This is a genomic window from Mycobacterium shigaense, from assembly GCF_002356315.1.
Classification (GTDB): domain Bacteria; phylum Actinomycetota; class Actinomycetes; order Mycobacteriales; family Mycobacteriaceae; genus Mycobacterium; species Mycobacterium shigaense.
This window is the reverse complement of record NZ_AP018164.1, coordinates 2663031-2675675: the sequence shown is the minus strand read 5'-3', so window position 1 is coordinate 2675675 and position 12645 is coordinate 2663031. Positions and strand designations below refer to the sequence as shown.

The 12645-nt window shown below is 65.9% G+C and carries 10 protein-coding genes and 2 pseudogenes; 3 read left to right on the top strand and 9 right to left on the bottom strand.

Translation table 11 applies throughout. The features are described 5' to 3' along the window. Positions 1-6: 6 nt before the first annotated feature. From MSG_RS12405 to MSG_RS12390, 4 genes and pseudogenes are all read right to left on the bottom strand, one after another. Positions 7-978 carry an enoyl-CoA hydratase/isomerase family protein gene (locus tag MSG_RS12405; RefSeq protein ID WP_096439992.1) on the bottom strand — a complete coding sequence of 324 codons (972 nt, stop codon included), beginning with the start codon at positions 976-978 and terminating at the stop codon, positions 7-9. 55 nt (positions 979-1033) lie between these two features. Then, a pseudogene (locus MSG_RS12400) lies at positions 1034-1425 on the bottom strand (SDR family oxidoreductase); the annotation flags it as partial. 46 nt (positions 1426-1471) lie between these two features. Continuing rightward, on the bottom strand, positions 1472-2674 hold the full coding sequence (locus MSG_RS12395; RefSeq protein ID WP_096439990.1) for a cytochrome P450: 1203 nt from the start codon (positions 2672-2674) through the stop codon (positions 1472-1474). Between the two features lie 204 nt (positions 2675-2878). Then, positions 2879-3568 carry a TetR/AcrR family transcriptional regulator gene (locus tag MSG_RS12390; protein WP_096439988.1) on the bottom strand — a complete coding sequence of 230 codons (690 nt, stop codon included), beginning with the start codon at positions 3566-3568 and terminating at the stop codon, positions 2879-2881. 155 nt (positions 3569-3723) lie between these two features. Here MSG_RS12390 and MSG_RS12385 point away from each other — a divergent pair, with 155 nt between their 5' ends. Together MSG_RS12385 and MSG_RS12380 are read left to right on the top strand one after the other, a co-directional pair. Continuing rightward, positions 3724-4266: a preprotein translocase subunit SecD gene (locus tag MSG_RS12385; protein WP_232011013.1), complete on the top strand. Its 543-nt coding sequence runs from the start codon at positions 3724-3726 to the stop codon at positions 4264-4266. Then, positions 4263-5081 (top strand): sugar phosphate isomerase/epimerase family protein, encoded by an 819-nt coding sequence (locus MSG_RS12380; RefSeq protein WP_096439986.1) that lies wholly within the window; start codon positions 4263-4265, stop codon positions 5079-5081. The genes MSG_RS12385 and MSG_RS12380 overlap by 4 nt, the downstream gene beginning before the upstream one ends. A 3-nt stretch (positions 5082-5084) precedes the next feature. Here MSG_RS12380 and MSG_RS12375 read toward each other — a convergent pair. Beyond that, positions 5085-6073 (bottom strand): annotated as a pseudogene (locus MSG_RS12375) (Gfo/Idh/MocA family protein). Between the two features lie 46 nt (positions 6074-6119). Further along, positions 6120-7754: an arylsulfatase gene (locus MSG_RS12370; protein ID WP_096439985.1), complete on the bottom strand. Its 1635-nt coding sequence runs from the start codon at positions 7752-7754 to the stop codon at positions 6120-6122. A gap of 95 nt (positions 7755-7849) precedes the next feature. On the opposite strand from MSG_RS12370, the gene MSG_RS12365 reads away from it, so the two are divergent. Then, positions 7850-8869: a nitronate monooxygenase gene (locus tag MSG_RS12365; RefSeq protein WP_096439983.1), complete on the top strand. Its 1020-nt coding sequence runs from the start codon at positions 7850-7852 to the stop codon at positions 8867-8869. A gap of 40 nt (positions 8870-8909) precedes the next feature. Here the strand turns inward: MSG_RS12365 and MSG_RS12360 are convergent, their stop codons facing one another. From MSG_RS12360 to MSG_RS12350, 3 genes are read right to left on the bottom strand one after another with little or no spacing between them, the layout of a single operon-like run. Further along, positions 8910-10178, bottom strand: a complete 1269-nt coding sequence (locus tag MSG_RS12360; RefSeq protein ID WP_096439981.1) for an amidohydrolase family protein — start codon at positions 10176-10178, stop codon at positions 8910-8912. Continuing rightward, complete coding sequence (locus tag MSG_RS12355) at positions 10175-10948, bottom strand: class II aldolase/adducin family protein (protein ID WP_096439980.1); 774 nt, start codon at positions 10946-10948, stop codon at positions 10175-10177. Before MSG_RS12355 ends, MSG_RS12360 begins: the two co-directional genes overlap by 4 nt. Beyond that, the gene (locus MSG_RS12350) at positions 10935-12557 is read right to left on the bottom strand and encodes a class I adenylate-forming enzyme family protein (protein WP_096439978.1); all 1623 of its coding nucleotides are present in this window, start codon (positions 12555-12557) and stop codon (positions 10935-10937) included. The genes MSG_RS12355 and MSG_RS12350 overlap by 14 nt, the downstream gene beginning before the upstream one ends. Between the last annotated feature and the right edge of the window lie 88 nt (positions 12558-12645).

Genomic DNA, 12645 nt, shown 5'->3' with positions numbered 1-12645 from the left:
AGACGGTCAGGGCTTCGCGCGGCCCGAGCGGCTCAGGCGCCACTCCGGCGGAAAGTTCAGGTCGTTGTCCTTCACCATGTTGTTGAGGCCCTTCTCGAACGTGCCTCCGGTGAGGTCGACGGTGTCGTCCACGTCGTTCTGGATCAGGGGCAGCATGCCCTCGACCATGCCGGTGAGCAGGCTGCCGAAGTATTCCCCCTTGTGCTGCTTGTACAGTTCCAAGAAGGTTTTCTGCACCGCCACGGTGTCGGTCGGGCGAGAGCGCGAGCACGCCAGCGCGTACTTCTCGGTCTCCGCCTCCAGCTTGTCCCGGGGCACCACGCTGTTGACGAAGCCGCAGTCATACATCTCTTTTGCGCTGAACGGCCTTCCGGTGAAAAGCATTTCGGAGAACTTCCGTAGACCCATGGTCTCGGCCCACCACCACAGCCGGGGTCCCCAGCCCACATACCGGAACGCCGGGTGGCCGAACAGGGCGTCGTCGGCGGAGACCACCAGGTCGGCGTCACCGGCTTGATAGAAGTGCCAACCGTAGCAGTAGCCCTTCGCCTCGATGATGCTGATCTTGCGAAGCTCCTGCAGCGGACGATTGCCGGCACGCGCCTTGGCATAGAAGTCGGTGACGGTGGACAGGTAACGGTACGAGCCTCCGGGCGGGTACTTGACGTTGTCGTCGTTGATCGCGAGCTCGTGATGCAGCGGCAGACCCGGGTTCTCGAGCATGGGACGCTGCTCGGGCAGGTCACCGCCACTGCCGAAATCCTGGCCCTCGCCGCGGATCACGACGACCTTGACGTCGTCGTCCACATTGCACTTGTGGATGAGGTCGGCGTAGTTCTGTCGCATTCCCAAGCTGGTGGCGTTCTGGGCCTCGGGGCGATCGAACGTGATGTAGGCGATCCGGTTCTTCTTGTCCTTCTCGAACTTGATGTACTGTTCGGCTTCCTTTTTCAGCCTCTCGTAGTCGAATTCAGGCATGAGTTCTTTTCTCCACTCCGCTATGACTAATCGGGTTGTGACTAATGGTGCGTACTTATTTGAGCAAGGCCCCCGCGTCCACGGGCAGCGAAACACGGTGACGTAACGCGATTCGTCGGAGGCGAGGAACAGGACCGCGTTGCTGATGTCCTTGGCCTCCACCCGCGGCACCGGCAGCGTGTGCGTCATCTGCGAGAACGGCGCAAACTCTGCTGGCCCCGGATTCTCCAGGTCCGGCTGAAACAACTTGAACGTCACGTCGTTCATCGTCATCGGCGTGTTCACCTGGCTCGGATGCACCGAATTCACCCGAATATTGTGCGGGCCCAGTTCTACAGCGAATGCGCGCATCAGGCCCACCACGCCGTGTTTGGCGGCGATATAGTGGCCGGTGCAGGCCATCGCCTTGTGCGACCCGACGGAGCCGGTGAGCACGATGGAGCCGCCGTGCCTGCGACCTTCCCTTCGACGCGGCCCCCGACCTGACAGGTCATCAGGGGACCACGGTGGGCAGGGTTTCCCAGCCCCGCACCGACGAAGTCGGGCTGAGTGTGGCGTTGGCCAGATCGGGTTCCCACTGCGGGAAACGCTTGAGGATCTCCTCGAGGGCGATCCGGCCTTCGAGCCGGGCCAGCGCGGAACCCAGGCAGAAGTGGGCGCCGACGCTGAAGGTGAGGTGCGGTCGGGCGGGGCGGTGGATGTTGAATTCGCCCGCGTCCGGACCGAATTGGCGTTCGTCGCGGCACGCCGCTCCCAGCAGCGTCAGCATGACGCTGCCTTCTGGCACGGTCTGGTCATAGAGGCTGACATCGCGGGTCACATAACGCGCCATGTGTGGCGCGGGCGGCTCGAAGCGCAGCAACTCCTCGATCGCCTGCGGAATCAGTGCGGGGTTCTCGACAAGTTGGCGCCGCTGATCGGGATGATCGGCCAGAACCTTTCCGGCCCAACCGATCAGCCGTGTGGTGGTTTCGTTGCCCGCACCGGCGACCACATTGAGGTACACCAGAATCTCCTCGTGCCGCAGCCGCCGCGTGGTCCCGGTTTCGTCAACGAACTCGACGTTGAGCAATTCGGTCATGATGTCGTCGGACGGATTGTCGGCACGCCAGTCGATATAGGCCTCGAACTGCTCGCCGACGGACAGCCCATGCTCGGCCGCACTCATCGGCTTGCCCGGCTCGGTGCGCAGCTGGGCGTTGCCGCGATCGCGGATGTACTCCTGGTCTTCTTCGGGTATTCCGAGCAGCGCGCTGATGACCTTCATCGGCATGATCGCGCCCAGGTCGGTGACGAAGTCGAACCGGCCCGACCCGACCAACGGATCCAGCGATTGAGCGCAGAACCCGCGGATCATCGGCTCCAGCGCGGCGATCTTGCGGGGCGTGAACATGCGCGACAGCAGCTTGCGGTGCACATCGTGGATCGGTGGGTCCTCGAAGATCAGCAAGCCCGACGGGATCTCGAGGTTCGCCTTGATCAGCTCGAGGATCACGCCGCGGGCCGAGCTGTAAGTGCCGTTATCGATCAGGGCTTTGTTGACATCTACGTATCGGCTCAGGGCGTAAAAGTCATATTCGGAGTTGTAATACAGTGGCGCCTCGTCACGCAGGCGCTTGAACATCGGATACGGGTCGGCAATCAGTTCGACATCGTATGGATCGAACCGGACGTCGCTCTCGGTGCTCGCGGTCACGAAATGCCTCCTGGCGCTTTCGGTTTCGTATGCCCATGACGGTCGCGCATTTGTACACTCCGCTTAATTCGGTCGCTTTGGGAAGCGCACGGACTCGGCTGGCAACGGGCACACCGACGGTCCGTGAACGCCGGCTTACTCTATTCTCGTAGAGAACCATACGGCGGGTGCCCTGGCAAGACCCAAACGCCGCGAAATCAGCGGCTAACCTGCGTCGCGCGCCGCGCGGGACCCATCGCCCGCGGTCAGCCGGCCCCGGTCGGGGCTCTTCAGAATGCCCGTGGCGATGGCAGTCAGGATCCCGTCGAGTTGCTCCGCGCTGTCCACCACGCGGTCCCCGTGAGCGAAGCGCAGCAGCAACCCGTTGATGAACGTCAGCGTCACGTTGCTGAGATCCTCGACGACTGCCGAGTCCAATTCGGCACCGTGCGGCATGAGCTGTACCAGGATCTCGCGGTGCAGCTTGGTGAATGCATCCGTGGCCTGTTGCAGGATCGCGGCCATCGCCGGGTCGCGTGCCGCCTGCATGGTGAGCTCGTAGCGAGCCTTGGTCCAGGACAGCTGGGGTTCGGTGCCGGCCTGGATCACCACCTGCGAGAGCAGCGAAGGCGTGGGGTTGTCGCCCCGACGGCCGGCGCTGTCCGCGACGGATTGCAACCGCTCCAAATCCAGCTCGGCCAGCCGCTCGGCGACGGCGCGCAGCAGGGCCGAGCGAGTTCGGAAATAGAACGAGGTGGTGCCGTCCGGGACGGCAGCCTTGCGGTCCACCTTGAGGTGGCTGACACCCTTCGCGCCGTCGGACGCCAGCAGTTCGATCGCCGCATCGCAGAGATCGCGGCGACGTTCCGCGGGATTGGGCTTGCGCCGTTGCGGCGCGGATGTGTAGGGAGCCATGAACGCCGGCTTTCGGGGCGGGGACCCTCGGTGGCAAGGATCTGCGTTGGCAAGGATCTAAAGTGAAATGTTCGCTGAGTGGCCGACCATACTCTATGTTCGTAGTGTCCGTAAAGGGACGGACGGCACCGACGACGCATGACGATGGGAGGGCCGTGGCCGGGACGAGCGTGGTTACCGCCCCGCTGGTCGGTGCCGTCCTGCCCGCCGCCCCCGCCACCTCGACCGCCAAACCGCCGCCGGCGACGACCCAACCCGCGCCGCGGGCCGCGACTATTCTGCCCCTGCCGGTGCGACCGGTGCAGAAGTCGCAACCCACGTCGTCCCACAAGTGCCTGCCAGTGGATTCGAGCGCTCCCACCCCGCCCGCGAGCGTTCTCACCTGTGACCTGGCCCGGGCCACGCTCTACATGCTCGGGCCGGAAAGCATGCGGCTCGGGCTGACACGCGTGGACCCGCCGAAGCCGCTGACATCGGACTTCTACGAAGTGAATCTGGTCATGAACCCGGCGTCGACGACTACGTGGACGGCGTGTACCAACGGACACCCGCACGATCACATCGCCTTCGTCCGTGACGATCTGGTGCTGGAAGCACCAATCATCCAAGAAGTGGTCAGCTCATGCCAGGTCGCGCTCAGCACCCAAACCGCTCTGGCCGCCGATCAGCTGGCCCAGTTGGCCGGCGGCCCAGCATGAACCAGCTCGCGATCGGTTTTCTCAACGGATTCGGCCTTCCGCCAGTCGAATTCGTCGACCTCACCGCAGACCTCGGCTGCCGCTACATGTCGACCGTCGTGCAGGGTGGGCCGCTGGTCGGCCTCGGCTACCCGCCCTATTCGCTGAAGGACGACGCCGCGCTGCGGCGGGAGCTGCTCGCCGCGATGCAGCACCGCGGCGTGGCCATCTCGCTGGGCGACGGGTTCTTGGTGCTGCCGGGCGCCGAAATGGGCACCTTCAACGCGGATCTCGACGCGCTGGCCGAACTCAGCGTGCCCCGAATCAACGTTGTCAGCCTCGACCCCGATCTCGGCCGCACCTTCGACCAGTTCGCGGCCTTGGCCGAACTGGCCGCCCAGCGCGGCATCGAGACGGATGTGGAACCCGTCCCCGGCCTGACCGTGGGAGACCTGCCGACCGCGCTGGCCGCTCGACAATACTTGGACAGCAACGACTTTCGGATCCTGATCGATACCATGCACGTGGTGCGGTCCGGGTCCACCCCCGCCGACGTCGCGGCCATCGATCCCGAATACATCGGCTACGCCCAGCTCAACGACACGACACGGCAACCACGCGTGGCCAACTACATGGAAGAAGCAATGTTCGAACGGATGGTTCCCGGTGAGGGCGAGCTGCCACTGCCCGGCCTGCTTTTGGCGCTCCCCCGCGACATCGTGATCGAGATCGAAGTGCCACGGCGCGCGCTGGCATTAGCCGGAGTCAGTCCCATCGATCGCCTGCGACCCTGTGTCGAGGCCGCGCAGCGTTTGTTATCTGCACTCGCACAATGAGTTTCAACTGGTCTGCCGCAGTGGGAGGCCGGCCTTCCGATAAATCTCATCGATCACGGCCATATTGACGATCGCGTCCTGGGCGGTCGTCGGAAACGGTTGTCCCCGCAGCACCGCCGCGGCGAAGGCATCGAGCTGATATGCATAGGATGCGCGGCGCCCACAGCGCTCCACGCGCTTGCCGTCGGCCGACCGGACCGTCAGCCGATGAAACAACTGGGGCACCGCGGGGTTGAGCACCTTCAGCTCGCCCCGGTCGCCGATCACCTTGGCGCTGATGTCCAGCAGGCGCCGCGACCACATCGAGCAGTGGATCCGGCCGGTGTGCCCGGCGGCGAACCGGAACTCGGCCGTCATCGCCCGGTCGACCCGAGGATCGCGCAATTTCGCCTGCGCCGAAACGACTTCCGGGGTCGACCCGCCATAGGTGCGCAGCATGTGCACCGTGTAGCAACCCGCGTCCATCGTCGCGCCCCCGGCAAGCGAATAGTTGTACCGGATATCGGAGAACATCGGCAGCGGGAAGCACAGGGTGGCCTCCACCCGCTGCAGGGTGCCCAGCTCCCCCGCCGCGATGATCTCCTCGATCCGCAGCGTCAGCGGGTGATAGCGATAGTGAAACGCCTCCATCACCACCCGACCGGATTTCGCGGCCAGGTTGGCGATCTCTCGGGCCTCCGCGGCGTTAGCGGTAAACGGCTTTTCACACAGGACGTGCTTACCCGCCTCGAGCGCGGCCCGGGTCCACTTGCCGTGCAGGCCGTTTGGCAGCGGGTTGTAGATCGCGTCGATGTTCGGATCGACGACCAGCTTGGCGTAGTCGTCGTGCACCCGGGTGATGTGGTGTTTGGCGGCGAAGGCTCGTGCGCGCGACACGTCGCGGGCGGCCACCGCGGACACGATCACCTCCGGATTTTTTTAGCGGGGTCGATCAGCGCCCGCGGGGTGATGCGCGCCGCGCCCAGAACGCCAATCCGCAGGTCTTCAGCCACGGACCGACGCTAGCAGCCCGGGCCCGGTTCAGCCGAGCGTCGGCCATCAGCCGTCGGTGCCAGTTTCCACGGCGACGGTCTCCAGGTCTATCTCGAAAACCGAGAGCGGATCGAGGATCACGCCCGTCTCTAGCACGTAGCGGTCCCACAGCGTCACCAGTTCGGCCAGCTTGTCGGGGTGGGCGGCCGCCAGGTCGTTGATTTCCCCTCGATCTTGCGACAGGTCGTAGAGCTGCCAGGTACCCGGGCCGTACGGGGCGGGTAGGTGCAACGCCTTCCAGTCGCCCTGGCGAATGGCGCGTCGGCCGAACAGCTCCCATCCGGTGCCGGTCTCTGCGTCGTGCACGGCGCAGGTTTCGCCCGAGAGATAACCGACCAGCGAACGGCCGCGCATCGGCGCGACTTCGCGGCCGCGGTACGAGGTGCCGGGATGCGGGACGCCGGCCAGTTCCAGCACGGTCGGGGCGATATCCATCACCGTCGAAAACGCCGTGCCGATCTCACCCTGCCGCGCGAAACCGGGCCAGGTGACAAAGCCGACGACCCGGATGCCGCCCTCGGTGGTGAACGCCTTGTGTAGGCGCGACGGCGCGGTGGCGGCCTGCGCCCAGCGGGGCCCGTACCAGGTGAACGAAGTGCCATTGCCGAGGTTGTCGAGGCTGTTATCGCAGTGTTCCTCGACCAGCCTGAGGATCCGGGGGCCGAGCAGCGGCATCGCCTCCACTATGGCGCCCTCGGCCCCGTTGTCGGACATGAACACGACGACCGTGTCTTCGAGCTCGCCGGTTTCGGTCAGGTAGTCAATGACCCGGCCGATGTTCTGGTCCATTCGGTCCACCATGCCGGCGTAGACCTCCATGGTCCGGGCCGAGATCGCGCGTTCCTCGTCGGTCATGTCGGCCCATTCCGGGGCGCCGTCGGCGACGACGGGATGCGGCACGACATCGGCCGGACACAGCCCGAGTTCCTTGAGCGCGGCCAGGCGCGCCTCGCGCAGGGCGTCCGGGCCCTCGTCGTAGCGACCGCGATAGCGGGCGGTCGATTCGCTCGGAGCCTGCAACGGCCAGTGCGGCGCCTGGAAAGGTAGATATGCGAAGAAGGGACGGTCGTCCTCCTCGGAGCGCTCCCTGAAGTAGCCCAACAGTTTGTCGGTGTAGTAGTCCGACGAATAGAAGTCCTCGCCGACGGTGACGAATTGGTCGTCCTCCGTGTAAAGCGTTGCCACGGGCGAGAAACCGCCGCCCGGGCCGCCGTAGTGGTTGGCGCCCGCCGGCAGCAGCGCGAACGAACGCTCAAATCCGCGGGCCCACGGGGACCTGTCGATCGTGTTGCCCAAATGCCACTTGCCCGACATCAGGGTCAGGTAGCCGGCGTCACGCAACAGCTCGGGCAGCGCCACCACCCGATCATTCAGGTAGCCCTCGTAGCCCGGCGCGCCCTGGAACGCCCCCGGGCCCGCGGCCTCCAGCATGGTGCCGATGCCGGCGATGTGGTGATCGGTTCCGGTCAACAGCATGGCCCGGGTAGGCGAGCAGGCCGGCGCCGAATGGAAGTCGGTGAACCGCAGGCCCTCGTAGGCGAGCCGATCCAGATTGGGCGTGTTGATCTCGCCGCCGAAGGAACCGATGTCGGAGAATCCGAGATCGTCCGCGACGATCACCAGGAAATTAGGCCGCTTCACGGTGAAGCATCCTGTCAGGTCTGGCCGCCGAATGGAACGCCGGAGTAAATGACTAGGCTCGATTCGGCGTAATACCGCACGAGGGGGCGACGCTGATGTTGACACAATTTCCGATGTCGATTCCACTGATCGCCGCGCCGATGTCGGGCGGCCCGACCACTCCGGCGATGGTGTCAGCGGCGACGAGCGCCGGGGGGTTCGGCCTGCTCGCGGCGGGCTACAAGACGGTCGAAGCCGTCGAAGCCGAGATCAAAGCTGTTCGCTCGGATGGAATTGCGTTCGGCGTCAACGTGTTCGCGCCTAATCCGTTGCCCGTCGACCCGGACCGCTACCGCGCGTACGCCGCGATCATGCAGGCCGAGGCCGAGCAGTTCGGACTGACGCTGCCGCCGGAACCGGTCGAAGACACCGATAAGTTCGACGAAAAGATCGCGCTGTTGGTCGACGACCCGGTCCCGATGGTGTCGTTCACCTTCGGCATCCCGCCGCGCGAGGTGATCACCGCGCTGCAACGGGCCGGAAGCGTGGTCGTGCAAACGGTGACCACCGCCGACGAGGCGGCCCGGGCGCGTGACGCCGGGGCCGACATGCTCGCGGTGCAGGCCGTCGCGGCCGGCGGCCATTCGGGCACGTTGTCGCCGCGTCGTCCGTTGACACCCGTCCCCCTCGTCGACCTCGTCGCACAGATCGCCGCCACGGTGGGCCTGCCGGTGCTGGCCGCCGGCGGACTCGCCACCCCCGGCGCGGTGGCGGGCGTGATCCGCGCGGGCGCCGCGGCGGCTGTCGTCGGGACCGTTCTGTTGCGGGCGATCGAAAGCGGCGCCTCGGCCACCCACCAGGCCGCGCTGATCGACCCGGCCCGCACCGAAACGGTGCTGACCCACGCGTTCACCGGCCGCCCGGCCCGCGGGCTGCGCAACGCCTTCATCGAGGCTCACGAGGCGCAGGCACCGCTGGGCTACCCAGCCCTGCATTACCTCACCAGCCCGCTACGCAAAGCGGCGGCGGCCGCGGGCAAGCCCGATTTCGTCCACCTGTGGGCGGGCACGGGCTATCGGCACGCCACGGCCGAACCGACGGCCGACATCCTGCGACGGTTGGCGGCCGAACTCTGATCCCCAGGCGAATGCGACTGCCCCGAGACCACCCGGAGTTTCAGAATGCCTCGGGATCCTGCTGGACCGCGACCGGCACAGGATGCTGGTACAAGCGGGACGCGTTCTCCCAGGTGAACTTTCGAATCGCGTCCGGTGGCAGGTCACCGATCTCTTCGTGAATCGTCTCCTGGGTGTGCGGCCACGTCGAATCGCAATGCGGATAGTCGGCCTCCAGCATGATGTTGTCCACGCCGATCCGTTCGCTTTGCACGAACGACGACTTGTCCTCCACCGCGCAGAACCAGAAATTCCGGGTGAAAACCTCTGCCGGAGTGAGTTTTTCGCCCAGGGCCCGCCAGGTGCCGTACATCTGGTGATAACTGAGCATGTGGTCGAGGCGATCCAGCAGACCGGCCACCCAACCGATTCCGCCCTCGGAGAGGCAGATCTTGAGGTCGGGGAACCTGCTGGGCAACCCCGAGTACAGCCAATCGACCGCCGCCGAAATGGCGTAGGCGAAGAACAGCACACCCTGGACATCGGGCGGTGCATCTTCGGTGGTGGACGGTGACGAACCGGAGGACCCGATGTGCAGGTTCACCACGGTCCCGGTCTGCGCGCAGGCCGCCATGATCGGGTCCCAGTGGCCGGAGTGGATACTCGGCAACCCCAGCATCGCCGGGTTCTCGCTGAACGTCACGGCGTGGAAGCCGCGCTCGGCGTTCTCGACGATCATCTTGGCGCCCAGTTCGGGATCGAGCAGCCACGGCAGCTGACACGGGATGATCCGCTCGGGGTACGAGCCAGCCCACACCTCGAAATGCCAGTCGTTCCAGGCACGCACGGAGGCCAGCGCCAGCTCACGGTCAGGGGTCACCTGTTGCAGGCGCTGGCCGGCGAAGCCCGGCAGAAACGACGGGAAGTTGAGTGAGGCGTAGATGCCGTTGAGGTCCATGTCCTTGACACGCTCGTGGATATCCCAGGCGCCCCTGCGCATTTCGTCGAACCGCACCGGTTCGAAGCCGTATTCGGAGACGGGCCGGCCCACCACCGCGTTGAAACCGACGTTGGGCAGTTCCCGATCGTCGTAAACCCAGGTCTGCCCGCCGGTTTCGGTGTCGACGACGCGCGGTGCCCGGTCGGCGAACTTGCGCGGCAGGCGGCCGGTAAAGGTGTCCGGGGGTTCGACGATGTGATCGTCGACCGAGATCACGGTGTAGCGCCGCGGCGCCCGGGGCGGGTCGGGCAGAAAGGTGACCGAGCGTTCCGCACCGGTCTTGGCCGTCGTGAAGCTCAGGTCGGCAGCCAGCTCGTCGATTGACTTCACGTGAGCACCTCAGGATCTGCCTTGATGGTCATCCGGGCTGCGCCGGCCCAGTACACGTCGGCCGCGCGTTCGATCAGCGACCGCTGCATGCCCGCCATGTCCGACCAGTCCATCGCGACCGGTTGGAGGCCGGTGAGCAGCACGTCGTAGGCCAGCTTGCACACCCGCTCGATCGACGCCGCCCGGTAGACGGCCTCGGGCAGGTTGCGGCCGGTCGCGATGACACCGTGGTTGGCCAGGATCGTCAGATTGGCACCTCCGATGCGCGCGGCGAGGGCCGCGGCGCGGGCCGGGCTGTCGATTTCCCCGTCGTACTCCTCGACCAGGCACAGGTCGTCGAGGAACAGCGATCCCGTCTGGTGCACCAGTTCGGGCAGCCGGCTCAGCGCCGCGAGCACGCACACGTAATAGGGGTGGTTGTGGATGACGACGCGGGCGTCCTCGCGGACGTGGTGCAGTTCGGTGTGGATGTGGATGGCCGGGGTCACGTCCCAGCGGCCGCGGACCACGCGCGCGGCGCTGTCGACCACGCAGATATCCGACGCGGTGAGTTCCTGCCACCACAGACCCCACGGATTGACGAACATGTCCGTCCGCCCGTCCGGTTGCCAGGTGATGTGCCCGGCCATGTTCTCCGCGAAGCCGGTGCCCGCCAGGTGCCGGAAGGCGACGGCCAGCGCTTGCTCGTCGGACAATTCGACACCGATCGGGGGCACCACCGACGGAGCCCACACCTCAAGGCCGCCGCGTCGTGCGTTAGGAGCGTTCATGGTCGGCCTCCATCCTTACTCGAATATCCTGCCGGAGCTCGCTTTTGGCAACCTTTCCCCCGGAAGAGCGGGGCAGCTCGTCGAGCACGACGAGTCGCTCGGGCAGCAGTTCCTTCGAAACCCCCAGCGCCAGCAAGTGCTTGACGAGCGCGGGCAGGTCGATAACACGAGCGTCGGCTACCTCGACGTAGAGACATACCTTCTCGCCGAACACCGGATCGGGCATCGCAACCGCCGCGGCCAGTGCGATCGACGGGTGGGTCATCGCGGCCTCCTCTACCTGCGACGCGCTGATGTTCTTGCCGCCCCGCAGGATGAAGTCGGAAGTCCGGCCGGTGACGTGTAGGAAGCCGTCGGCGTCGATTTCGCAGATGTCGCCCATCCGCATCCACCCGCCGGCGGTGAACAGCTTGTCGTGGTCGATGCCGCCGAGATAGCCCAGACTGGTTGCCGGTCCCCGGCACGCGGGCTGCCCGCGCCCGGTCGCGGTGACGTCGCGGTCGCCGTCAAAGAGCCGCACCGACATCTCGGGCACGATCCGGCCGCCGGTGCGCAACCGCTGGTCGGCGGAATCGTGCACCGTGGTGGCGCTGAGCAGACCCGTCTCGTTCGAACCGTAGAACTGCAGGATCTTGGCGCCCGTGAGTTCCTCGAACGCCGCGGCGGGCCGACAGGGTAACGCCTCGCCGCCGGTGAAAACCACCCGCAGCGAACTCAGGTCATGGTCGCGGCACGAACGATCGGCCATCATCATCGTCAATTGCGTACTGACGCAGCATAATACGGTGACCCTGTGGCGGGCGATAGCTTCCGCGGCGGCCGCGGTGGAAAAGCGCGGCAGGATCACCGCAGTGGCGCCCAGGAAGATCGGCGTGGTGTGGCTGGTCCACAACCCGAAGCCGAACGGCGTGGGGATGACGGGCAGGAACACGTCGTCGGGGGTGAGTAAGCCGTTGGCGACGGCTTTCTGGTGAAAGTAAAACCACCGGTTCTGCGTGTGCACCACACACTTCGGCAGTCCCGTGGTCCCGGAAGTGGAGTTGATCAGGAATACGTCATCGGCGCCGAGTTGGGCCGCGTCGCCCACCAGTTTGGGTTTGATCGCGGCGTCCAGCCTGTTGGTGGCGCGATCCAGGACCAGTACAGGCAGTCCGAGCTGGGCCATCGAGGCGGCCTGAGTCGCGGCATCGCCGAGTTTATGATCGCTGATCAGGACCTTGGGCGCTGAATTGCGCAGTATCGCAGCAGCTTCGCGGGTGCCGGCGCGCGCGCCGATACCGACGACAACGGCGCCGCAGCGTTCGATGGCGACGAAGAGCACGTGGATGGCGGCGGAGTCGCCGTGCCACACCGCAACTCGATCTCCGCGCGCTATGCCGCACCCTGCCAGCTGGCCGGCTAAATATACTGCCGCAGTGTCGAATTCGCGCCAGCTGTGCGCGGCATCGGGATGATCGATGTAAGCTGCGCGGCCGGGCGAACGTTCGGCGTTGCGGCGCACCGCGTCCGAGAGCGTGAAATCCGACCACCAGCCGGCCGCGCGAAATCGGGCGGGGTCCTCGTCGGTGAACGCCAGCGAGCCGATGGTATCCAGCCCGCCGCCGCTCATCACCAGATCATAGGAGTGCGGTTCTGCCGGTCAGCCGCAGGTCACCCTGCTGGCTACGGCGTCGGAGCCGGAGGAGCCGGAGGAGCAG